26 protein-coding genes and 1 riboswitch are annotated in these 21,503 nt (G+C 45.8%); of the genes, 25 read left to right on the top strand and 1 reads right to left on the bottom strand.

Annotated elements, in window-relative coordinates:
- Window positions 1-3: 3 nt before the first annotated feature.
- The 18 genes from xerD to BLT53_RS08695 all read left to right on the top strand — a co-directional run bounded on the left by xerD (window position 4) and on the right by BLT53_RS08695 (window position 15,489).
- The gene (xerD, locus tag BLT53_RS08780) at window positions 4-894 is read left to right on the top strand and encodes a site-specific tyrosine recombinase XerD (RefSeq protein WP_090234189.1); all 891 of its coding nucleotides are present in this window, start codon (window positions 4-6) and stop codon (window positions 892-894) included.
- A 116-nt stretch (window positions 895-1,010) separates the two neighbouring features.
- Window positions 1,011-2,195: a phosphopentomutase gene (gene deoB / locus BLT53_RS08775; protein ID WP_090234187.1), complete on the top strand. Its 1,185-nt coding sequence runs from the start codon at window positions 1,011-1,013 to the stop codon at window positions 2,193-2,195.
- Between the two features lie 11 nt (window positions 2,196-2,206).
- A complete protein-coding gene (locus tag BLT53_RS08770; protein WP_090234186.1) occupies window positions 2,207-3,025 on the top strand; it encodes a purine-nucleoside phosphorylase in 819 nt (272 codons plus the stop codon).
- A gap of 14 nt (window positions 3,026-3,039) precedes the next feature.
- Window positions 3,040-3,870 carry a purine-nucleoside phosphorylase gene (locus BLT53_RS08765; RefSeq protein WP_090234184.1) on the top strand — a complete coding sequence of 277 codons (831 nt, stop codon included), beginning with the start codon at window positions 3,040-3,042 and terminating at the stop codon, window positions 3,868-3,870.
- 81 nt (window positions 3,871-3,951) lie between these two features.
- Window positions 3,952-5,253, top strand: a complete 1,302-nt coding sequence (locus BLT53_RS08760) for a pyrimidine-nucleoside phosphorylase (protein WP_090234182.1) — start codon at window positions 3,952-3,954, stop codon at window positions 5,251-5,253.
- Between the two features lie 130 nt (window positions 5,254-5,383).
- A complete protein-coding gene (locus BLT53_RS08755; RefSeq protein ID WP_090234181.1) occupies window positions 5,384-6,547 on the top strand; it encodes a D-alanyl-D-alanine carboxypeptidase family protein in 1,164 nt (387 codons plus the stop codon).
- Between the two features lie 110 nt (window positions 6,548-6,657).
- Window positions 6,658-7,008 carry an anti-sigma F factor antagonist gene (spoIIAA, locus tag BLT53_RS08750; RefSeq protein ID WP_061970808.1) on the top strand — a complete coding sequence of 117 codons (351 nt, stop codon included), beginning with the start codon at window positions 6,658-6,660 and terminating at the stop codon, window positions 7,006-7,008.
- 2 nt (window positions 7,009-7,010) lie between these two features.
- Window positions 7,011-7,451 (top strand): anti-sigma F factor, encoded by a 441-nt coding sequence (spoIIAB, locus tag BLT53_RS08745; RefSeq protein WP_090234179.1) that lies wholly within the window; start codon window positions 7,011-7,013, stop codon window positions 7,449-7,451.
- A 12-nt stretch (window positions 7,452-7,463) separates the two neighbouring features.
- The gene (gene sigF / locus BLT53_RS08740) at window positions 7,464-8,222 is read left to right on the top strand and encodes an RNA polymerase sporulation sigma factor SigF (RefSeq protein WP_090234178.1); all 759 of its coding nucleotides are present in this window, start codon (window positions 7,464-7,466) and stop codon (window positions 8,220-8,222) included.
- A 143-nt stretch (window positions 8,223-8,365) separates the two neighbouring features.
- A complete protein-coding gene (locus BLT53_RS08735; protein WP_090234176.1) occupies window positions 8,366-8,989 on the top strand; it encodes a stage V sporulation protein AA in 624 nt (207 codons plus the stop codon).
- Complete coding sequence (locus BLT53_RS08730; RefSeq protein WP_090234175.1) at window positions 8,979-9,401, top strand: stage V sporulation protein AB; 423 nt, start codon at window positions 8,979-8,981, stop codon at window positions 9,399-9,401. Before BLT53_RS08735 ends, BLT53_RS08730 begins: the two co-directional genes overlap by 11 nt.
- 19 nt (window positions 9,402-9,420) lie before the next feature.
- Entirely contained in the window at window positions 9,421-9,876 is a 456-nt protein-coding gene (gene spoVAC, locus BLT53_RS08725; protein WP_090234173.1) for a stage V sporulation protein AC, read from the top strand.
- Window positions 9,877-9,888: 12 nt separating this feature from the next.
- Entirely contained in the window at window positions 9,889-10,908 is a 1,020-nt protein-coding gene (spoVAD, locus tag BLT53_RS08720; protein ID WP_090234171.1) for a stage V sporulation protein AD, read from the top strand.
- On the top strand, window positions 10,908-11,258 hold the full coding sequence (spoVAE, locus tag BLT53_RS08715; RefSeq protein WP_061970794.1) for a stage V sporulation protein AE: 351 nt from the start codon (window positions 10,908-10,910) through the stop codon (window positions 11,256-11,258). The genes spoVAD and spoVAE overlap by 1 nt, the downstream gene beginning before the upstream one ends.
- 5 nt (window positions 11,259-11,263) lie before the next feature.
- Window positions 11,264-11,863: a stage V sporulation protein SpoVABEA gene (spoVAEA, locus tag BLT53_RS08710; RefSeq protein ID WP_090234169.1), complete on the top strand. Its 600-nt coding sequence runs from the start codon at window positions 11,264-11,266 to the stop codon at window positions 11,861-11,863.
- Window positions 11,823-13,304: a spore germination protein gene (locus BLT53_RS08705; protein ID WP_090234168.1), complete on the top strand. Its 1,482-nt coding sequence runs from the start codon at window positions 11,823-11,825 to the stop codon at window positions 13,302-13,304. Before spoVAEA ends, BLT53_RS08705 begins: the two co-directional genes overlap by 41 nt.
- A gap of 69 nt (window positions 13,305-13,373) precedes the next feature.
- A riboswitch (Lysine riboswitch) is annotated at window positions 13,374-13,552 on the top strand.
- Window positions 13,553-13,655: 103 nt separating this feature from the next.
- Window positions 13,656-14,981: a diaminopimelate decarboxylase gene (gene lysA / locus BLT53_RS08700; RefSeq protein ID WP_090234166.1), complete on the top strand. Its 1,326-nt coding sequence runs from the start codon at window positions 13,656-13,658 to the stop codon at window positions 14,979-14,981.
- A 73-nt stretch (window positions 14,982-15,054) separates the two neighbouring features.
- The gene (locus BLT53_RS08695; protein WP_090234165.1) at window positions 15,055-15,489 is read left to right on the top strand and encodes a peptidylprolyl isomerase; all 435 of its coding nucleotides are present in this window, start codon (window positions 15,055-15,057) and stop codon (window positions 15,487-15,489) included.
- A gap of 50 nt (window positions 15,490-15,539) precedes the next feature.
- Here the strand turns inward: BLT53_RS08695 and BLT53_RS08690 are convergent, their stop codons facing one another.
- Complete coding sequence (locus BLT53_RS08690; RefSeq protein ID WP_090234164.1) at window positions 15,540-16,058, bottom strand: DUF309 domain-containing protein; 519 nt, start codon at window positions 16,056-16,058, stop codon at window positions 15,540-15,542.
- 126 nt (window positions 16,059-16,184) lie between these two features.
- Between BLT53_RS08690 and BLT53_RS08685 the strand changes: the two genes are divergently transcribed.
- The 7 genes from BLT53_RS08685 to BLT53_RS08655 all read left to right on the top strand — a co-directional run bounded on the left by BLT53_RS08685 (window position 16,185) and on the right by BLT53_RS08655 (window position 21,502).
- Complete coding sequence (locus BLT53_RS08685; protein WP_090234163.1) at window positions 16,185-16,937, top strand: segregation/condensation protein A; 753 nt, start codon at window positions 16,185-16,187, stop codon at window positions 16,935-16,937.
- On the top strand, window positions 16,934-17,521 hold the full coding sequence (gene scpB, locus BLT53_RS08680; RefSeq protein WP_090234161.1) for an SMC-Scp complex subunit ScpB: 588 nt from the start codon (window positions 16,934-16,936) through the stop codon (window positions 17,519-17,521). Before BLT53_RS08685 ends, scpB begins: the two co-directional genes overlap by 4 nt.
- Before the next feature lie 14 nt (window positions 17,522-17,535).
- Window positions 17,536-17,922: a hypothetical protein gene (locus BLT53_RS08675; RefSeq protein WP_139168383.1), complete on the top strand. Its 387-nt coding sequence runs from the start codon at window positions 17,536-17,538 to the stop codon at window positions 17,920-17,922.
- Window positions 17,923-18,009: 87 nt separating this feature from the next.
- Window positions 18,010-19,098, top strand: coding sequence for a type III polyketide synthase (locus BLT53_RS08670; protein WP_090234158.1), 1,089 nt, complete (start codon window positions 18,010-18,012; stop codon window positions 19,096-19,098).
- A 16-nt stretch (window positions 19,099-19,114) separates the two neighbouring features.
- Window positions 19,115-19,672 (top strand): isoprenylcysteine carboxyl methyltransferase family protein, encoded by a 558-nt coding sequence (locus BLT53_RS08665; RefSeq protein ID WP_090234156.1) that lies wholly within the window; start codon window positions 19,115-19,117, stop codon window positions 19,670-19,672.
- 74 nt (window positions 19,673-19,746) lie between these two features.
- Entirely contained in the window at window positions 19,747-20,916 is a 1,170-nt protein-coding gene (locus BLT53_RS08660) for a D-alanyl-D-alanine carboxypeptidase family protein (protein ID WP_244520383.1), read from the top strand.
- Window positions 20,909-21,502 (top strand): nucleoside recognition domain-containing protein, encoded by a 594-nt coding sequence (locus BLT53_RS08655; protein ID WP_090234155.1) that lies wholly within the window; start codon window positions 20,909-20,911, stop codon window positions 21,500-21,502. Before BLT53_RS08660 ends, BLT53_RS08655 begins: the two co-directional genes overlap by 8 nt.
- Window position 21,503 lies beyond the last annotated feature (1 nt).

Below are 21,503 nucleotides of genomic sequence, written 5' to 3'. Positions count from 1 at the left end.
GATATGAAAGATCATGTCCAGGATTTTATACATTACTTGATCGTCGAACGTGGTCTCTCGAAAAATACCGTTGATTCTTATCGCCGTGATCTTGAGCAGTATACGCTGTATATGGAAAAGGTCGAAAGTATCGATGCGGTCGGCAAGATTCAGCGTGCCAATATTGTAGGCTATCTGCTCCATTTGAAGGAGAACGGTAAAGCGGCGACCACCATAGCCAGAAACATTGCATCGATCCGGTCGTTCCATCAGTATCTGCTTCGGGAAAAGATCAGCGACGCCGATCCGTCAGTACATATCGAAACACCAAAAACCGAACGCAAGCTGCCCAAGGTCCTTTCGATGAAGGAAGTGGAAGCGCTTTTAGATGTTCCGGATTCACACCAGCCTTTTGGTATGAGGGACAAGGCTATGCTTGAACTTCTGTATGCTACTGGCATCAGGGTGACAGAGCTGGTAAGCCTGGATCAGTCCGATGTCCATCTGTCCATGGGATTTTTGCGCTGCCTTGGCAAAGGAAACAAAGAACGGATCATTCCTCTTGGCAAGATGGCGGCAAGTGCTATTCAAGTATATCTGGAGTCAGGCAGGCCGGCTCTCCAAAAGGGGAAAAGCGGCAACGCTCTGTTTTTGAACCATCATGGCAACCGTTTGTCACGTCAGGGATTCTGGAAAATCCTGAAGCACCTTGCCCAAAAAGCAAACATTGAAAAAGAACTGACCCCGCATACTTTGAGGCATTCATTCGCCACTCACTTGCTGGAGAATGGAGCAGATTTAAGGGCGGTTCAGGAAATGCTGGGCCATGCGGATATTTCAACCACTCAGATTTATACCCATGTGTCAAAAACGAGATTGAAAGATATTTATGCTGCCTATCATCCAAGGGCGTAAGCCTTTTTTTAAATCAAGAGGTCTGACTTCTGACATCATTTGATCTTAGTTTGCTGTCAGTGATGGTGGGATATAGTATCTAAAGATGAATTATTTTGTACTGGAGGTCATTAGGAATGGAATATAAACGGTTCAAACGCACATTTTTAATTGTGATGGATTCCGTCGGGATCGGGGAAGCACCTGATGCCGAAAAATTTGACGATAAAGGTTCAGATACGCTTGGCCATATCGCAAGGGAAATGAATGGACTTCAAATGCCGAACATGGAAGCACTGGGTCTTGGCAACATTCGTGAAATCCAGGGAATTCAAGCGGCAAAAGCGCCGAAAGCCCATTATGCGAAGCTTCAGGAAGCATCGAACGGAAAAGACACGATGACCGGCCACTGGGAAATCATGGGCCTCTTTATTGACCAGCCCTTTCAGACGTTCCCGGAAGGATTTCCGGACGACCTGATTCAGCAGCTTGAGGAGAAATCCGGCCGCAAAATCATCGGAAACAAGCCGGCATCAGGAACGGAAATTATGAAAGAGCTGGGCGAAGAACATGTGAACACCGGTGCGCTTATTGTTTATACATCCGCTGACTCTGTTCTTCAGATTGCCGCCCATGAAGATGTTGTTCCGCTTGAAGAGTTGTACAAGATCTGTGAAATGGCCAGAGAAATGACAATGAACGAAAAATACATGATCGGCCGGATTATTGCCCGCCCGTTCGTCGGTAAACCGGGAGATTTTCAGCGGACTTCAAACCGCCATGATTATGCGCTCAAACCGTTTGGAAGAACTGTGATGAACGAGCTGAAGGACGGCGGCTATGATGTGATTGCATTGGGGAAAATTTCTGATATTTATGATGGTGAGGGAGTGACTCAGGCGATCCGCACTAAATCCAATATGGATGGCATGGATCAGCTTGTTAAATCCATGGACCAGTCGTTTACAGGGCTTAACTTCATAAACCTAGTTGATTTTGATGCGTTATTTGGACACAGACGCGATCCAAAAGGCTATGGGGAAGCCCTGCAGGAGTTTGATGCCCGGCTTCCGGAAGTGTTTGAAAAGCTGAATGAGGATGACGTTTTAATCATCACTGCCGACCATGGAAACGATCCGGTTCACCATGGAACTGACCATACACGTGAATACGTGCCTCTCCTTGTGTATTACAAGGGCATCGAGTCAGGAAAACCGCTGAACGTGAGCAAAACTTTTGCTGACATTGGAGCTACAGTAGCCGATAATTATCATGTGAAGCTGCCGGAGCACGGCGTAAGCTTTTTAGATCAATTAAACTAGGGGGAAATGAAATGGGAGAATTGAAACCGATTCAAACCGCTGCAGATTTTATACAAAACAAACTTTCTTCCCAACCTGAAATCGGATTGATTTTGGGCTCTGGTCTTGGAATTCTTGCTGATGAAATTCAAAACGCTGTGGTTCTTCCTTACAGTGATATTCCTGAATTTCCAGTCTCAACGGTTGAGGGTCATGCCGGACAGCTTGTCATCGGGGAACTTGAGGGTAAGCAAGTGATCGCGATGCAGGGACGCTTTCATTATTATGAAGGATATTCACTGGGGAAGGTAACTTTTCCGGTGCGCGTAATGAAGGAACTTGGCGTAAGCAGTGTCATCGTAACAAATGCTGCAGGTGGAATTAACACGTCGTTTCAGGCGGGGGACCTTATGCTGATTACCGACCATATCAACAACCTGGGTGACAATCCGCTCATCGGGCCAAACGACAGCTCGTTTGGCGTGCGGTTCCCTGATATGTCGGATGCCTACACGCCAGAGCTGCAGAATACAGCCCGCCAGGCTGCATCCTCGCTTGGAATTTCCCTCAAAGAAGGGGTCTATGTGGCGAACTCTGGACCAAGTTATGAAACACCGGCGGAAATCCGCATGCTCCGTATTCTTGGCGGAGATGCAGTTGGCATGTCCACTGTTCCCGAGGTCATTGTGGCACGCCATTCAGGCATGAAGGTGCTCGGATTGTCATGCATCTCCAACATGGCTGCAGGGATTCTGGATCAGCCGCTAACCCATGATGAAGTGATGGAAACCACTGAACGGGTAAAATCGAATTTCCTTGGCCTGGTTAAAGGCATTGTTAAAACCATTTAAGGGAGGAAGAAAACATGGCTACACTATTATCTAATATGAATGAAGCAGCAACATTGATTCAATCCAAAATAGAAGGAAAACAACCTGAAATTGGTTTGATTCTCGGCTCAGGCCTTGGTGAACTGGCCGATGAAATTGAAAATGCCGTTCAAATCGATTACAGTGAGATCCCTCATTTCCCTGTCTCAACGGTTGAAGGACATGCAGGCAAACTGGTAATTGGTACGCTGAACGGAAAGACCGTTTTAGCCATGCAGGGGCGTTTTCATTATTATGAAGGTTACAGCATGCAGGATGTAACATTTCCTGTGCGTGTCATGAAAGGTCTGGGGGTTAAGCTGGTGGTTGTAACCAATGCATGCGGCGGAATGAACCCGGAATTTTCAGCGGGAGACCTTATGATTATTAACGATCACCTGAATATGACAGGCGCCAATCCGCTGATCGGCCCGAACGAGGCAGAACTCGGTCCGCGTTTCCCGGATATGAGCACAGCTTACACGCCGGAACTTGTTCAATTTACAAAAGAAACAGCAGCTTCCCTGGGAATTAACGTTCAAGAGGGTGTTTACGCAGGTATTACAGGGCCAACCTATATGACGAAGGCAGAACTTCGCATGCTTCGCACGGTGGGCGGAGATGCAATCGGTATGTCAACGGTACCGGAAGTTATCGTTGCAAGCCATATGGGCTTAAAAGTGATCGGGATTTCCTGTATCACAGACATGGCGATCGCAGACGAGCTTGAACCGCTCACTCACGAACAAGTCGTGGCAGTGGCGAACCGTACGAAGCCAAAATTTATCAACCTGGTCAAAGAAATCGTAAAAAATGTAACTTTGTAATGGACTGATTATCAAAAGTAGACCGCTTTTGGTTACCTAAACAAAAATAAAGAAAAAGAAAGCTCAATGAGGTGGATTTAAATGAGGGCTGTCGATATTATCCTAAAGAAACGACACGGAAAAGAATTAACAAAAGAAGAAATTGATACGTTCATCAAAGGCTACACAAACGGTGACATTCCTGATTACCAGGTATCCGCTTTCCTTATGGCCGTATACTTTAAAGGCATGACAAAAGAAGAAACGGCTCACTTAACCCATGCTATGGTCAAGTCAGGAGACGAGATTGATCTCTCAAAAATTGAAGGTATTAAAGTTGATAAACACTCTACAGGTGGAGTGGGAGACAAGACAAGCCTAATTATTGCTCCTCTTGTGGCCTCAGTAGGCGTTCCTGTGGCGAAAATGAGCGGGCGCGGCTTAGGTCATACTGGAGGTACTGTTGACAAATTAGAATCCATCGAAGGCTTCCAGGTTGAATTAACGACACAGCAATTTATTGAGAATGTTAATAAACACAAAATTGCAGTTGTTGGCCAAAGTGGCAACCTAACTCCTGCGGATAAAAAACTTTATGCGTTAAGAGACGTTACAGGCACGGTTGACTCTATACCATTGATTGCATCATCCATTATGTCCAAGAAGATTGCTTCAGGATCTAATGCTATTGTATTGGATGTTAAGTTTGGTTCAGGCGCATTCATGAAGACGTTGGAAGATGCTAAAGCATTGGCAAGTGCGATGGTTGGCATCGGTAATGAACTAGGCCGGCAAACGGTTGCCATTATCACAGATATGGATCAGCCTTTAGGGCATGAAATCGGGAATGCCAATGAGGTTCAGGAGGCAATTGCCGTCTTAAGTGGTAAAGGTGATAAGGATTTAACAGAGGTTTGCTTGACACTCGCAGGCAATATGGCTGTATTAGGCGGCGCTTATTCCAACTTTGACGAAGCAAAACGTGAGTTGCAGAAGGTTCTGGAAAGTGGCAAAGCTGTCGAGAAGATGAGAGAATTTGTTGAATCTCAAGGTGGTAACGGTAATCAAATTACGAATCCTGAAACGTTGCCTCAAGCAAAATATCACATGGAAATCAAGTCAGATGAAGAAGGTAACGTTCAAACCATTGATGCTGAATCGGTTGGAATTGCTGCGATGCTATTGGGCGCAGGAAGAAAGACGAAAGAAGACAGCATTGATTATGCAGTAGGTATTACCTTGAAGAAAAAAGTAGGGGATAAAGTAACCAAAGGAGAAACACTTGCTGTATTCCATGCTAATTTTGAAGATATTGCTGAAGCGGAGAAAACATTGAAGAACGCATACACATTTACAAAGGAATCCGTAGAAGCACCTAAATTAATTCACGATATCATTAAATAAAAACGAATAAAAGCATGACGTAAAGGGAGCTTCTCAAAGGAAGCTCCCTTTTTTTCTCTCCCACTGATATTCCTGTATAAACCGAAAAATAATGGAAAAAATAGGGGTATCATGATTGGAGGGAAATGGAATGAAACGATACATAGTGGCTGCTGTTGCGCTCGCGCTTCTGCTGACTACGGGCGGAGGCCGGACATTTGCTGCTGAAAAAACACAAAGTCTTGCTCCAAATGCATCCTCAGCTATTTTGATTGAACGTGATACGGGAACTGTTCTTTTTGATAAAAACAGCCATAAAAAACTGCCGCCGGCGAGCATGACAAAAATCATGACCATGATTCTGACCATGGAAGCCCTTGATTCAGGAAAGATCAAACTGACCGATCCTGTTAGAGTCAGTGAATATGCCGCCTCTATGGGAGGATCCCAAATTTTCCTAGAACCCGGTGAAGAAATGAGCGTTCACGACATGATGAAGGGAATTGCGATTGGAAGCGCAAATGATGCGTCTGTTGCCATGGCAGAAAAAATTGGAGGCTCTGAAGCTTCCTTTGTGGATATGATGAACAAGAAAGCCAAACAGTTGGGATTAAAGGACACATTTTTTAAAAATCCTACCGGGCTGCCTGCTGCGGGACATTATTCTTCCGCTCATGATATGGCCATTATGGGTAAAGAGCTGTTAAAGCATGAAGAAATCACAAAATATACCGGCCTTTATGAGGAATATCTCCGTCAAAATACGCCGAATAAATTTTGGCTGGTGAATACCAACCGTCTTGTGAAATTTTATCCAGGCACAGATGGCCTGAAAACAGGGTTTACACAAGAAGCCAAGTATTGTCTTACTGCTACTGCCAAAAAACATGATATGCGGGTGATTGCTGTGGTAATGGGTGCACCCAACCCAAAACAGCGCAATCAACAAGTCACTCAAATGTTTGATTATGCTTTTTCTCAATATGCAACCAAAAAATTATATGACCGTCATCAGATTGTAAAGCAGGTAAAGATCCAAAAAGGAAACAAGCAGCAGCTGGCGGTTGTGACATCTGAAAGCATTTCCCTCCTTTCCAAACGAGGGGAAAAGGAAAACAACGTGAAACCCCTCATACAGGTGAATCCCGATTTGAAAATGCCGATTAAAAAAGGACAGCAAGTTGGAACGTTGAGCATTATGAAAGGCGGAAAGACTGTAACAAAAAGTCCGCTTCTTGCTTCAGAGAATGTAAAGAACGCGTCCTGGTGGAGTTTGTTTAAACGTACGCTTGGACATATGGCGAAATCTTCATAATCTCATGTTTTGACTAAATGGGACGAATCCGCACTAGTTTTGTAATAGTGGAGGAATTCGTCCTTTTATTATCGAAACAGTTGCGTATCAAGAAGAAGGAGGAGAGACGTTTGAGTCTTAACATCGGGCTGGAGATCAAGCATACAGTATTATGTATTCGCCTGGATGGGGAACTGGACCATCACACGGCTGATGAATTGAGGTCAAAGGTAGATGATATTTTAAAGAATAAGAAAATTGAACATATCATGCTGAACCTTGAAGGGCTGGACTTCATGGACAGCTCGGGCCTCGGCGTAATCCTTGGGAGATATAAACAAATCAAAAGTAATAACGGTGAAATGGTGGTGTGTGCCATTTCTCCTGCAGTAAAAAGGTTATTCGACATGTCCGGTCTGTTCAAGATTATCAGACTGGAAGAAAATGAAGAATATGCCCTACAAACCTTGGGGGTGGCTTAATCATGAAAAACGAGATGAAAATTCAGTTTTCAGCACTAAGCCAGAATGAATCATTTGCGCGGGTTACGGTCGCAGCCTTTATCGCGCAGCTGGACCCTACCGTGGACGAACTGACCGAAATTAAAACGGTGGTTTCAGAGGCTGTGACGAACGCCATTATCCATGGATATGAAAATTCGTCCGATGGCATCGTTTACATTGAAGTCTTGCTTGATGAGGATACAGTTAAGCTGACCATCCGGGACAAAGGCGTTGGCATATCTGATTTGAATGAAGCAAGACAGCCTCTTTTCACTTCAAAGCCGGAGCTCGAACGGTCGGGGATGGGCTTTACAATTATGGAGAACTTTATGGATGAGGTTGAAGTGATTTCCGAACCCTCCTATGGCACCACGATCCACTTGACAAAATTTTTGGCAAAAAATAAAGCGGTTATCAATTAAGGGGTATGCCTTATGGATGTCGAGGTTAAAGGCGGTAAAAACGAATCGTACTTTAAGGATGAGGAAATCAAGCTTTTGATAAAACGAAGCCAGGAAGGTGATCAGTCAGCCCGGGACTTAATTGTAGAAAAAAATATGCGTCTGGTATGGTCGGTCGTACAGCGGTTTATCAACCGCGGTTATGAACCGGATGATCTCTTCCAAATCGGAAGCATTGGGCTTTTAAAGTCGGTCGATAAATTTGATTTAAGCTATGATGTGCGTTTTTCCACTTATGCTGTTCCAATGATCATAGGAGAAATCCAGCGATTCATTCGGGATGATGGAACGGTAAAGGTTAGTCGGTCGCTGAAAGAAATGGGAAACAAAGTCAGAAAAGCTAAAGATGAATTGTCGAAAGTACTTGGACGAACTCCGACGGTCAACGAAGTCGCTGAGAAGCTGGAGATCAGTGTGGAAGATGTTGTACTGGCGCAGGAGGCCGTACGAGCACCGACTTCTATTCATGAAACGGTTTATGAAAACGACGGAGACCCGATTACCCTGCTTGATCAGATTGCAGACAGCACCGAGAACAAGTGGTTTGACAAAATTACCTTGCAGGAAGCCATTGAATCGTTGGATGAACGGGAACGCCTCATTGTTTATCTTCGCTATTATAAAGACCAGACACAATCAGAAGTTGCCGAGAGGCTGGGAATCTCGCAGGTGCAGGTTTCCCGGCTTGAAAAGAAAATTTTGGCTCAGATGAAAAGCCAGATGGATGAGTAACCCATCTGGCTTTTTTGTGTGCAAGCATAAATGGAACGCAGCTTTTTGCCTATGGTAATTGATGGATAATTCTTTGGAGAAGAATGATACAACTTTACCAAATCCATACTAAACAAGAATGTTGAATATCAGGAGGTGCGGCCATGAAAGAATCTGCTGTTTACATAAGGATGAGACAAAAGGTTCAGGTTGTGCTTGAGCAGCCCGTGACACTTAGAACGGTTGCCCAAATAGTGGCTCCTCCAGCCTTACAAAAAAAGCTGCAAATGCTGGTCATTTACCAGGTAAAGCCGGCCGATAAGCATTTAATCGTGCTGGATGTGATGAAAGTTGTTCAACGGATTCAACACGTATTTCCGGGAATTGAAATCCAAACGGTTGGCCCCGCTCAATCGATTCTGGAGATCCAGTATAAAAAAAAGAAGCTTGCACCTGTCTACTTTGTGCTTGTCTGGCTGCTATTATTTATCGGGTCCGCACTGGCTATCATGAACTTTCATGAGGATGTCAGCATGCAGGTGGTTCACCAAAAAATTTATTATATGGTGACGGGAACTTATGATAACCAGCCGCTGATATTGCAAATCCCCTATTCCCTGGGGCTTGGGATTGGAATGGTTCTTTTTTTTAACCATGTCTTTAAGAAAAGACTAAATGAAGAGCCTAGCCCGCTTGAAGTAGAGATGTTTAAATACCAGCAGGATCTGGATCAGTACGTCGTCATTCATGAAAATAAGGAAACCGAGAAAAAAATCGATGGGGATTAAAAGCGTGTTTTTGGCCTTTATCGGTTTTGGCGGGGGCATTGCTGTAGGTTCAGGGTTTGTGGCTTTTCTTACGGTGCTTGGTATTATTCCCCGGCTGATGCAGCTCAGTAAAACATTTTGTTATATCAGGGCGTACGAATGGAGTGTCATCCTAGGTGCTGTCCTTGGCGGATGGGTAAATCTGAAGGATGTATCCTTTCACCTTTCTCCGCTGCTGCTTGTGCCGATAGGTGCGTTCTGTGGTGTTTTTGTCGGAATGCTGGCCGCGGCTCTGACTGAAGTCTTGAATGTCATGCCCATCCTTGCGAAACGGATCGGGATGGGGGAAAGGCTGCTGGTCATCCTCATGGCGATTATTTTAGGAAAAGTGCTGGGCTCTTTGTTTCACTGGATGGTTTATGTTAACCAATAAAAAAAAGGAGTAAAAGGTAATGTCCAATAAAGAACAACAACAAGAATATGCAAAGAAAATCAAACCCCTTCAGCCTAAACCGCCTTACTTTATCAATTGCCTGAAGGCGTATTTGGTCGGCGGGCTGATTTGTGTCATTGGTGAGGCTCTTATGAAATTTTACATGACCTATTTTAATTTTAATGAAGAAACTGCCGGTAATCCAACCGCCGCCACGCTGATTTTAATTGCAGCCCTCTTGACAGGCATTGGGGTGTATGACAAGATTGGTCAGTTTGGAGGAGCGGGATCGGCCGTACCTGTCACCGGTTTTGCCAATGCGGTAACAAGTGCTGCTCTCGAGCATAAAAGTGAAGGCATTGTGCTCGGAATCGCAACCAACTTATTCAAGCTGGCGGGTTCTGTTATCGTATTCGGAGCTGTGGCTGCCTATATTTTTGGAATGATACGCTATGCGTTCAAAACGTTGATGTAAAGGAGTGAAGACATGAAGCTGCAAGGAAGGCAGACGTGGAAATTTGGTAGTGAGGTTTACCTGAATTCGACAGGTACAGCAGTTGGCCCGATGGAAAGTGAAGGGCCGCTCGGGGCTTTATTCGATGTAAGATACAATGATTTGCATTGCAATGAAAAAAACTGGGAGCTTGCCGAACGGCGTTTGATGGAGGATTCTATTGCGAGCTGCTTGAGCAAGGCCAAACTGACGAATGATGACATTAACTTTTTTCTTGCCGGTGACCTTTTGAATCAAGTGGTGACCGCAAACTACGTGGCGCGCGGCAACGAAATTCCGTTTCTGGGTATATTCGGAGCCTGCTCTACGTCCATGGAATCCCTGGCTGTAGGTGCAGCATTGGTAGATGGCGGTTTTGCCCAAAGAGTTGTCGCGGCGGTCAGTTCGCATAATGCAACGGCTGAACGGCAATTCCGTTATCCAACAGAATATGGCGGCCAGAAACCGGATACTGCCACATTTACGGTCACAGGGGCCGGGGCTGCACTGATCAGCAATGAACCCTCTCCGATCAGAATTACATCGGCCACAATAGGAAGAGTACAGGATCTTGGAATAAAAGACCCATTTGATATGGGGTCAGCGATGGCTCCCGCGGCTGCAGATACGATTATGACCCATTTAAAAGAGACGGGCATGGCTGCCGAGGATTACGATCTAATTGTCACCGGAGACCTGTCAGGAGTGGGGGCACCGATTGTAAAAATGCTATTAAAGGAAAAAGGAATTGATGTTTCCAATAATCACAGAGATTGCGGATTGATGGTTTACCGGCCGGACCAGGAAGTATTTGCAGGGGGAAGCGGTTGTGGATGCTCGGCGGTTGTAACCTATGGCCATTTGGTAAAAGAATTGATGTCCGGCAGCCTGAAGCGGATTCTGGTGATTGCAACCGGAGCTCTCCTGAACCCGACGATGATTCAACAAAAAGAATCCATCCCAACCATTGCTCATGCGGTGGCTCTTGAAGGAATCAAAGGGGGAAGCAACTGATGGACTATTTGTGGGCATTTCTTGTGGGTGGGGCCATTTGTGTGGTGGGCCAGCTGCTGATCGACATTTTCAAACTGACCCCTGCCCATGTAACAACTTCCTTTGTTGTTCTTGGTGCACTGCTTGATGCATTTGGCATCTATGATAATTTGATCAAGTTTGCCGGAGCCGGGGCAACTGTCCCTATTACGAGCTTCGGACATAACCTCCTTCACGGAGCGATGGCTTCAGCAGAGGATCATGGTTTTATCGGAATTGCCATGGGAATATTCGAGCTCACTTCAGCAGGGATTTCATCCGCGATTTTGTTCGGTTTTCTTGTGGCCTTGATATTTAAGCCGAAGGGGTGAATCTGGTGGGAAAAAAACGCGTCATTCTGATAACAGACGGGGATCTTTATGCACTGCGTGCGGTAGAGCATGTTGCCCGCGGAATTGGAGGACGCTGTATTTCCCACTCATGGGGCAATCCTTCAAGGTTAACCGGCCAACAGCTTGTATCCCTGATCTTAAAAACCCCATATGATCCCGTGCTCGTTATGTTTGATGACTGCGGATTCCGTGGAGAAGGACCGGGGGAACTTGCTATGCGCGCAGTATGCGGACATCCGGGAATTGAAGTACTCGGGGCCATAGCGGTTGCTTCAAAAACACGTTATTCCGAATGGACAAAAGTCCACTTCTCCATTGACCGCTATGGAAACTTTACGGAGTTTGGTATTGATAAGAGCGGGCTCCCTGATATTGAAACAGGCAGGATTAACGGTGACACGGTATACATTCTTGATGAATTAAACCTGCCGATCGTCATTGGCATCGGTGATATCGGAAAGATGGCTGGACATGATGCGGTGGAAAAGGGGGCACCCATCACCAGCCTGGCGGTGGCGACCATCCTAGAAAGGAGCGGATTTAATGCAGGAATCAAAGGAAAGACAGAAGACACCAATCAGTAAAAAAATCCAGGAGAACGAACATGAGCTGAAATCGAGGCTCGGGATTGGTGTCAGTTTTGATGTAGGAGTCAGAAAGCTTCATGTCTTAAAAAAGGAAGTTCAGATTTATTATTGCACTGGGCTTTGCGACAGTCTCTTTATCATTGAAATCATGCGGGAGCTCATGGACATGGATCATGGGCACCGTGCGCCTTCCAATGTCAAAGAAATTTTGCACGATCACCTTTCCCATCAGCAGGTGGAGTTGACGGATAACCTGGAGATTGCCATTGACAGAATGCTTTCCGGACTGATTTCTGTATTTTTGGAAGGCGAAGACCAAGCATTCATCGTTGATGTTAGAAGCTATCCCGGCCGTCAGCCGGAAGAACCGGACATTGAGAAAGTGGTCCGTGGATCAAGGGACGGGTATACCGAGAACATCATTATTAATACCGCACTGACCCGCCGGCGGATCCGCGACGAGCGGCTGCGACATGAAATTATGCAAGTTGGAAAGCGTTCCAAAACCGATATTTGTATATCGTATATTGAGGATATTGCTGATCCAGGGCTTGTCGATCTTGTCAAAAAAGAACTTCAGAGTATTGATATCGATGGCATCCCCATGGCCGATAAAACCATTGAAGAATTTCTTGTGAAACAAGGCTGGGATCCTTTTCCGCTTGTCCGGTATACCGAGCGGCCGGATGTTGCTGCCCAGCATTTAATGGAAGGCCATGTTCTGGTAATCACCGATACGAGCCCGAGTGTTATCATTACACCGACAACCTATTTTCACCATGTACAGCATGCAGAGGAATTCCGTCAGACGCCGATGGTCGGTGCTTTTATCCGGTGGGTCCGGTTTGCCGGCATTATTGGCTCACTGATCCTCGTGCCGCTCTGGTACCTTTACGCTTCACAGGAAGGACTGCTGCCTCCGGATATCGATTTTATCGGCCCGAACAAAACAACACATATACCCTTATTTTTGCAAATCGTCTTTGCGGAAATCGGGATTGAAATCCTGAGGGTAGCCGCGATCCATACACCCAGTCCGCTGTCGACGGCGATGGGCTTGATCGCAGCAGTGCTTATTGGCCAGATTGCCATCGATGTGGGTCTGTTTGTCCCGGAAGTCATTTTATATGTATCAGTCGCGGCCATCGGAGGATTTTCTACCCCAAGCTATGAACTCAGTGTTGCCAACAAGATGCTCCGGCTCCTCCTTCTGGTGCTCACGGCCATCTTCCATGTGCCGGGTCTTGTCGGAGGCGCCACCCTGCTCCTCCTGTATCTTGCTTTTGTGAAAAATTTAAATACTCCTTACCTGTGGCCTTTTATTCCATTCAACGCCAAGGCGTTTGTGCAGATCATGATCCGGCTCGCTGTACCACTGTCCAAAGTCCGTCCGAGCATCGTCCATCCGCAGAACAGCAAAAAGCAGCCAACTTCTTAAGAAGTGTTGCCGAATATCCAATTTTGTGATAAATTTGTTCATAACAATTGGATATGCCTCATTTATAAATAATGGGGTAGAGGCGCAAAGCGGATGAGTAGGATGATGGAGTGAATGGACATGATGATATCATTTTAAAGGCCAATTTGCCGAAGTGTGGGAATGCTCCATCCGTTCCCATGCTGGGCCGCTGCCGAACAGACAGCGGACTGTCACTGCAATGCTTGCAGTGGAGAACTATTCCGGCAAATGGGGGTACGGTAGTAGACAGCCAGTGTACCTTAGACATGGGCTGTCTTTGTTTTTTTCGTCGGAACAGGATCTCTGCAGGATAGAAAAGGGGAGACTATGATGTACTTACACGGCACAAGCTCGATTAATGAAGATAATCATTTGACGATCGGCGGGCTCGACACGGTTCAGCTGGCACAAAAATACGGTACACCGCTTTATCTTTACGATGTGGAACTGATCAGACAACGAGCAAGGGCGTTTAAAAAAGCATTTGAAGTACAAGGCATAAAAGCTCAAGTTGCGTATGCGAGCAAAGCATTTTCCTGCCTCGCGCAGGTCCAGCTGGTGGCGGAGGAAGGCTTGAGCCTGGACGTTGTTTCAGGAGGTGAACTTTATACAGCGCTTGCCGCTGGATTTCCTGCAGAACGCATCCATTTCCATGGCAACAATAAAAGCTATGATGAGCTTCAATATGCCTTGAAATCCGGAATCGGATGCTTTGTTGTGGACAATTTCCATGAACTGCACATGCTTAATGAGCTCTGTGAAAAAACGAATACCCAAACATCCATCCTGCTGAGAATCACTCCGGGAATTGAGGCTCATACCCATGAATACATCCTGACCGGACAGGAAGATTCAAAATTCGGTTTCGACCTTCAGAATGGCCAGGCAGAAAAAGCGGTAACCGAAGCTCTGGATTCAGAAGCGATTACCCTTCTTGGGGTCCATTTTCATATCGGTTCGCAAATTTTTGAAACAGCTGGTTTTATTTTGGCCATTCAGAAATTGTATGATTACCTTGCCAAATGGAACAATGAATTGTCCTTTTTCCCTGAGGTTTTAAACTTGGGTGGTGGATTTGGGATTCGGTATACAGAGGAAGATAAACCGCTGGAGCCCAAAGAATACATTGAGGCGATGATCAATGAAGTGACACGCCTTTCTGCTTCAAATTCGGTTTCAATACCTGAAATCTGGATTGAACCCGGGCGTTCGCTCGTTGGTGACGCAGGAACCACTATTTATTCGGTTGGTTCACAAAAAGATATTCCATCGGTCAGGCATTATGTATCAGTCGACGGAGGGATGAGCGACAATATCAGACCAGCACTATACCAGGCCCAATATGAGGCGGCACTTGCCAACCGGGCGGGAGAAAAAGGTACAAAAAAGGTATCGGTTGCAGGAAAATGCTGCGAATCCGGGGATATGCTCATTTGGGATATTCTTCTGCCGGAAGCACGAACCGGTGATTACCTGGCTGTATTCTGTACAGGAGCTTATGGCTATTCCATGTCCAACAACTACAATCGTATTCCGCGGCCAGCGGTTGTGTTTGTGGAAAATGGAGAAGAACAGCTCGTCGTCAAAAGAGAAACCTATGAAGACCTTCTAAGGCAGGATCTGCCGTTAAAAAACGGCGTGCTGGCCGGTAATTAATTAAGCCTCACTGGACGCTCGGCCAAAAAAAGCATAAAATAAGGAAGTATGCTGAATTCAGGAGGTAATATACATGAAAAAAGGTTCAATTGAATTTGAAAATGGAGAAAAAATATTAATCGAGCTGTTCCCGGAAGAAGCACCCGGAACGGTAGCAAACTTTGAAAAGCTTGCAAACGAAGGGTTTTATAATGGGGTAACCTTCCACCGTGTTATTCCCGGCTTTGTGGCTCAGGGCGGAGATCCTACGGGAACAGGAGCAGGCGGCCCCGGGTATACCATTAAATGTGAAACTGAAGGGAACCCACACAAGCATGTGGCAGGTTCATTGTCCATGGCGCATGCAGGAAGAGACACAGGCGGAAGCCAGTTCTTCATTGTACATGAGCCGCAGCCTCATTTGAACGGTGTTCATACTGTTTTCGGACAGGTGACGGAAGGCATGGATACCGTGCTTCGCATCAAGCAAGGCGATGTTATGAAAGAAGTAAAAGTCTGGGAAGAATAAAAGCAGAAAAAGCCTCCACTTAGGAGGCTTTTTTATATGTTTCCATTTTCTTATTCCGATGCTGTGTTTTTCCGTTTTTTTTGTGCTTCCCGCTCTCGAATGATTTCGCTGCGGTCCCGGGTCCGGTGTTTATGGATAATCTGGTCATTGTCCATATCGCTCACTGCTCCCCATGAGGAGCCATGTTTCTTTATGGATTGGCAGCACACATCAAGAAGACGTTCATCCGTAACGGGAAGATTCATGTCGGTGTAGGGGCTACGTGCGGAGATATCACTGAGCCGTTTTTTAAGCTGATCAAGCAGCAGGGGATGGTCAAGGCCCAGTTTCGTAAGGTTGTCTTGCTGGCCGCCAAGGCGTTTTATGGCGCTCTCCATCATTCTCCGCCCTCCTTCATAGTTGCCCCTTCGCTGGTGATAAAGGGAGACAGCAATCTGAATCAGGCCAACCCAGATGTCATTTTGCATGCCTTCTTTTTTCCAGTGTTCCTCGAGGACTTCATGGCACTCGAAATAATCCCTTGGTCCATGAAAGTATGCCAGATAGTCGATATAAGCTTCAGGGTACATTGCGGGTCCTCCTTCGGACAGGTTCTTCTTCATTCTACTAAAAAAAGAGAAAGCAAAAAAGGAACTCCCTTTAAAATATGGTATAATTCCGATACAAGCTACAATGTAGAAACAGAGGTTGCGAGAATGAAATACAGCGTGAAGATAGATGCATTTGAAGGTCCTCTGGATCTGCTCCTGCATCTTATTGGTACGTATGAAATTGACATTTATGATATCCCGGTCGCGGTCATAACGGAACAATATATGAATTATATACATACCATGCAGGAATTAAAACTGGATGTTGCCAGCGAATATTTGGTAATGGCTGCTACACTGCTAGCCATCAAAAGCAAAATGCTTCTTCCCAAACAGGAAGTTCTAGATACCGATGATCAGCTTGATCTGGATGAGGATGATGATCCGCGGGAGGATTTGGTACGAAGACTGGTGGAATACAGGAAATTTAAACAGGCAGCCCATGATTTGAAAGAAAAGGAAACGGCAAGAAGCATGATATTCACCAGAGAGCCAATGGATCTCACTTCCTATGAAAATGAGGAAGAAGCCCAAAATCCTGTTGCCAATGTAACGATTTATGATATGCTGGCGGCCATGCAGAAAATTTTTGTAAAAAAAATGGAGAAGGCTCCAAGAAAGACTACCATTGAGCGTCAGGAAATACCGATTGAAATGCGGATGCAGCAAATCATTCAGGACATCAGAACCTCAGGCAGAAAGAAATTTTCCGAGCTCTTTACCTCCTCGAGCAGGGAACACCTCGTTGTTACGTTTCTCGCCGTCCTGGAACTTATGAAAACGAAAGAAGTAGAATGCGAGCAGGAAGATAATTTTAGCGAAATCTTTATTTATGCACCAAAGGAGAATGAAGTTTGAATCGATCAGCAGAACAGAAAGCAGTCATTGAAGGACTGATCTTTGTATCCGGAGAGGAGGGCATTGACAAAAAGCAGATGGCAGATGTACTGCAGGTTAGCATGACAGAAGTCGAACCATTGCTTGAAGAGCTGCTCCACGACTACAGGTCCGGCTCAAGAGGAATGGAAATTATCGAAATCGCCGGTTCCTTTCAATTTGTGACAAAGCGTGAGCATGCATCCTATTACGAGCGGCTGGTCTCAGCTCCTTCACACACAAGTCTATCCCAGGCGGCGCTTGAAACATTGGCCATCATCGCCTATAAACAGCCCATCACTCGGGCAGAGATTGAAGAAGTAAGAGGGGTAAAAACCGAAAAACCGCTGCAGACTCTCTCAACGAAGGGATTGATCGCCGAGATGGGCCGGGCCGAGGGAACAGGGCGTGCCATTTTGTACGGAACGACCAAGAGCTTTCTTGAGCATTTCGGCTTGAAGTCCATCGAAGAACTTCCCCCACTTCCTGAGCAGGTCAATGACCCGTCCATTGAAGAGGAAGCAGACTTGTTTTTTTCAAAGTTTCAGGAAACCATGGATGAATGAAAGGAGCTGAGGATTTGTTGAAAATTCGATCGTTTGCCGGATATGAGCTGCAAAAAGCAAAATCCAATTCCCCTGAGGACCTTTTTAACCGTTCGGAAGTTATATATACCTATCATGGGAAGGATCGTTCTTTTGAATTGCTGTATGTGAGATATCTTGAAGAACAATTGCCGGATCTCACAGAGCAGCTCACGATGGAAAATGGAGAACAGCTCGCTGTGAAGGACATTGCCGCACTTGCCTGCCTGCTGCAGGCGGATGGCTACCTTGAACGGCGGAAAGTATATATCAACGATCAGCATCAATTTTCTGATCTGTTTCAGAACCTGGACTGGAACAAAGTGAAAAAGATCTGTGTGAAATTGAAACATTCATCAAATCCTGAAGAAAGCCTCCTGTGAAAATGGGGCTTTTTTCTATTTACAAGCGTAAAAGGAAAGGAAAAAGGGAAAACTCATGGAACTACGCATACATACGGAGGTTCTTTCATGCCTAAAATTCTATCCGTCCAAACAACAAACCTGCCTTATAAACTAGAACAGGAACAAACACTTGAATTCGCAAGAGGCTTATTTCGCCGTTCGTTTAAAGACATTGAACGGCTTTTGAACGTCTTTCATAATGGGGAAATTAAAACGCGCTATTTCGCCAAGCCGATCGAATGGTTTGCCGAACCCCACTCCCTGCAGGAAAAAAATGACTCCTATATCGAGAGTGCAACCCGGTATGGCGGCCGGGCCATTCGAAAGTGCTTGCAGGACTCTCCGTTTTTAAATCGTCCGATTGATTATCATGAAATTGATGCCATCTTCTTTATTTCCAGTTCCGGCTTCGCCACACCGAGCATCGAGGCCAGGATTATGAATGAATTGCCGTTTTCCCCGCATACCAAGAGAATCCCGATCTGGGGTCTTGGCTGTGCAGGCGGAGCTTCCGGATTTTCAAGAGCTTATGAGTATTGCAAAGCGTTCCCTGACGCCAAGGTGCTTGTGTTGAGTGTGGAGCTTTGCAGTCTGACGTTTCAGCATGATGATCAAAGTAAAAGCAATCTGGTGGGCACGTCACTATTTTCGGATGGGGTCGGCTGTGCTTTGCTTTGCGGGGATGAATCCGAGGCGAGGAGCGCCTCATCTCTGGACGCAGTGCCGGAAGTGAGAGATACCATGTCAACCCTTATGCCAAACTCTGAAGAGGTGATGGGCTGGGATGTAAAAGACAATGGACTGTATGTCGTGTTTTCCCGGGACATTCCCAATATCATCCGTGGCTGGCTGAAACCCAACGTGGATCAATTTCTTGAACGCAATGCCCTTACCGGCCGTGACATACGTCATTTTATTGCTCACCCCGGCGGAAAGAAAGTACTGGATGCCTATGTGGATGCATTGGACATGCCTCTTGAGAAAACGGACGTTTCCAAGGCCGTCCTTCAGGAATTTGGGAACATGTCATCCGCTACGGTCTTTTATGTGATGGAACGGTTTATGGCGAGAATGCCCGAAAGAGGAGATACGGGCCTGATGGCTGCCCTGGGACCGGGTTTTTCATCTGAATTGCTTTATATACAATGGAGATAAAAAAGGGGGCGGACCAATGCTGTTTTGGATTTTTTTTGCAGTGCTGGTGATTCAGCGGCTTGCAGAGCTTTTGATCGCCAGAAAAAATGAAAAATACCTGCTTTCCAAAGGAGCCTTTGAAGCAGGTCATGATCACTACAAATGGATGGTCGGCATACATACTTGTTTTTTTATTTCCTTTTTAGGGGAAGTACTCTTGTTTCATAAGCAGCCTGCATTTTGGTGGTGGTTCCCTTTTTTATTATTTCTTCTGGCCCAATGTGCGCGCGTTTGGTGCATATCCTCTTTAGGTCATTTCTGGAATACAAAGATCATAATATTGCCCGGTGCTCATGTGGTGGCCAAGGGGCCATATAAATATATAAGACATCCAAACTATGTCATCGTCACCCTTGAAATCATTACAATTCCTTTAGTGTTTCAAGCATACTTTACGATGGTGATCTTCCTTATTTTAAATGCGGTCATACTGTCTGTCCGAATACCGGAAGAAGAAAAGGCGCTGCAGGAGGCAACCAATTACAACGCCCATTTTGAGGGGAAACATCGGTTCTTGCCAGGTGATGATCATTGACTGGAAATGATTTACCAATCATAACCGTCCGTTTTTTGCATAAACTTGTACAAAACAACTAAGGACGGGATATCATGCACTATTCAACGAAAAAATGGACAATGCTTATCATAGTGGCTGCACTTCTGCTGACCTGCATGCCTCCTCAAGTAAAAGCTGCAGGGCCAGGTGTGTCCGCAAGGGCCGCTATTTTAATGGAACAGGAATCAGGAAGGATCCTTTATGCCCGTGATGAACACCGTCCCATGCGCATCGCAAGTATTACCAAAATCATGACAGCAATCCTTGCCATTGAATCGGGCAAGCTATCCGACCGGGTCACAGTCAGCGAAAGAGCCACCCGGACTGAAGGGTCTTCTCTCTATTTAAAACCGGGGGAGCATATATCCTTGAATGACCTAGTATATGGATTGATGCTCCGTTCAGGTAATGATTCGGCTGTTGCCATCGCGGAATATGTTGGCGGCAGTCTGGATGGATTCGTTTATATGATGAATCAAAAAGCTCGTGAAATCGGAATGAAGAATACACTGTTCAGAAACCCGCATGGACTCGATGACCATGATGATCACTATTCCTCGGCTTATGATATGGCGCTGCTAACCCGGTACGCGATGGAAAATGAAAGGTTCAGGGAGATTTCTTCCTCCGTTATATACCGGTCCCCGCAAGAAGGCGAGAAATGGGAACGGGTCTGGCGGAATAAAAATAAAATGCTGAAGATCTACCCCTATTCCACTGGCGGAAAAACGGGATATACGAAGCTTGCAAAACGCACCCTTGTATCCACCGCCAAAAAGGACGGCATGGGGCTGATCGCCGTTACGTTGAATGATCCCAATGACTGGGAAGATCACGCTGCCATGTTCAACTGGGGGTATAGGACGTTCAAGCTGACCACTCTTGTTAAAAAAGGAGTGGTAGACGGGATCAAGCTTAAAGCATATGAAAATAAAATAGAAGCGGCAAGAGATCTAAATTACCCCTTGATGAAGGGGGAGAAGAGGGGAATCCAAAGATCGGTGAATCTGTATCAGCCCCCAAAAGGAGGTAAATGGAAAAAAGGAGCAGTGCCTAAACCAATTGGAAAAATGAAGGTAATTCTTGGAGGACAAATCATTGGTAATCTTCCTTTGTACTATGAAGGTAAAGGGCTGGTAAAAGAAGACCGGAGTATCTGGAATGTGTTTAAACAGATGGTTGCCTCATTGTTTGCCATAAGCGGGGGTGCCCACCATGGTTAATTATATCTGGGTGGGGATGATGGTGACCGGATTTATTGTCGCGATTTTCAGCGGCAATGTGGACAAGGTGAATGCAGCTGTTTTTAAAAGTGCACAGGAAGCCGTCACCATCAGTCTGGGCATGATCAGTATCCTTGTTTTCTGGCTTGGACTGATGAAAATTGCGGAAAAGGGCGGGCTGTTGGAGTTTCTGGCTCTTTTATTCCGCCCGCTTGTTAAATGGCTTTTTCCAGATGTGCCTGAAGGCCATCCGGCACTTGGCTACATATTATCCAATATGGTAGCAAACCTATTTGGTCTTGGAAATGCTGCTACACCGATGGGAATCAAGGCAATGGAACAGCTGAAACTATTAAACGGAGGGAAAAACGAAGCGAGCCGGTCCATGATTACACTGCTGGCGATTAACACATCGAGTATTACGCTCATTCCTACGACCATTATTGCCATCCGGATGAACTACGGCTCACAAAACCCTACAGACATTGTTGGCACAACATTGATGGCTACGGCTGTCTCCACCGTGTTCGCACTTTCTATTGACCGCTTTTTTTATTACAAGTCGATCAGGAAGGGGAAAAAATAGA

It is taken from the genome of Fictibacillus solisalsi (assembly GCF_900103485.1).
Classification (GTDB): Bacteria; Bacillota; Bacilli; order Bacillales; family Fictibacillaceae; genus Fictibacillus_C; species Fictibacillus_C solisalsi.
This window is presented reverse-complemented; position numbering and strand designations above follow the sequence as displayed.

Excerpts from the sequence above, each read along its gene's own strand:
- spoVAC (WP_090234173.1), top strand. The coding sequence starts at position 9,421 with ATGTCCAATAAAGAACAACAACAAGAATATGCAAAGAAAATCAAACCC.
- BLT53_RS08760 (WP_090234182.1), top strand. The coding sequence starts at position 3,952 with ATGAGGGCTGTCGATATTATCCTAAAGAAACGACACGGAAAAGAATTA.
- BLT53_RS08705 (WP_090234168.1), top strand. The coding sequence starts at position 11,823 with ATGCAGGAATCAAAGGAAAGACAGAAGACACCAATCAGTAAAAAAATC.
- deoB (WP_090234187.1), top strand. The coding sequence starts at position 1,011 with ATGGAATATAAACGGTTCAAACGCACATTTTTAATTGTGATGGATTCC.
- BLT53_RS08765 (WP_090234184.1), top strand. The coding sequence starts at position 3,040 with ATGGCTACACTATTATCTAATATGAATGAAGCAGCAACATTGATTCAA.
- BLT53_RS08770 (WP_090234186.1), top strand. The coding sequence starts at position 2,207 with ATGGGAGAATTGAAACCGATTCAAACCGCTGCAGATTTTATACAAAAC.
- BLT53_RS08670 (WP_090234158.1), top strand. The coding sequence starts at position 18,010 with ATGCCTAAAATTCTATCCGTCCAAACAACAAACCTGCCTTATAAACTA.
- xerD (WP_090234189.1), top strand. The coding sequence starts at position 4 with ATGAAAGATCATGTCCAGGATTTTATACATTACTTGATCGTCGAACGT.
- BLT53_RS08735 (WP_090234176.1), top strand. The coding sequence starts at position 8,366 with ATGAAAGAATCTGCTGTTTACATAAGGATGAGACAAAAGGTTCAGGTT.
- BLT53_RS08755 (WP_090234181.1), top strand. The coding sequence starts at position 5,384 with ATGAAACGATACATAGTGGCTGCTGTTGCGCTCGCGCTTCTGCTGACT.
- BLT53_RS08690 (WP_090234164.1), bottom strand. The coding sequence starts at position 16,058 with ATGTACCCTGAAGCTTATATCGACTATCTGGCATACTTTCATGGACCA.
- lysA (WP_090234166.1), top strand. The coding sequence starts at position 13,656 with ATGTACTTACACGGCACAAGCTCGATTAATGAAGATAATCATTTGACG.
- BLT53_RS08665 (WP_090234156.1), top strand. The coding sequence starts at position 19,115 with ATGCTGTTTTGGATTTTTTTTGCAGTGCTGGTGATTCAGCGGCTTGCA.
- BLT53_RS08730 (WP_090234175.1), top strand. The coding sequence starts at position 8,979 with ATGGGGATTAAAAGCGTGTTTTTGGCCTTTATCGGTTTTGGCGGGGGC.
- spoIIAB (WP_090234179.1), top strand. The coding sequence starts at position 7,011 with ATGAAAAACGAGATGAAAATTCAGTTTTCAGCACTAAGCCAGAATGAA.
- BLT53_RS08695 (WP_090234165.1), top strand. The coding sequence starts at position 15,055 with ATGAAAAAAGGTTCAATTGAATTTGAAAATGGAGAAAAAATATTAATC.
- spoVAE (WP_061970794.1), top strand. The coding sequence starts at position 10,908 with ATGGACTATTTGTGGGCATTTCTTGTGGGTGGGGCCATTTGTGTGGTG.
- BLT53_RS08685 (WP_090234163.1), top strand. The coding sequence starts at position 16,185 with ATGAAATACAGCGTGAAGATAGATGCATTTGAAGGTCCTCTGGATCTG.
- BLT53_RS08660 (WP_244520383.1), top strand. The coding sequence starts at position 19,747 with ATGCACTATTCAACGAAAAAATGGACAATGCTTATCATAGTGGCTGCA.
- spoVAD (WP_090234171.1), top strand. The coding sequence starts at position 9,889 with ATGAAGCTGCAAGGAAGGCAGACGTGGAAATTTGGTAGTGAGGTTTAC.
- sigF (WP_090234178.1), top strand. The coding sequence starts at position 7,464 with ATGGATGTCGAGGTTAAAGGCGGTAAAAACGAATCGTACTTTAAGGAT.
- BLT53_RS08655 (WP_090234155.1), top strand. The coding sequence starts at position 20,909 with ATGGTTAATTATATCTGGGTGGGGATGATGGTGACCGGATTTATTGTC.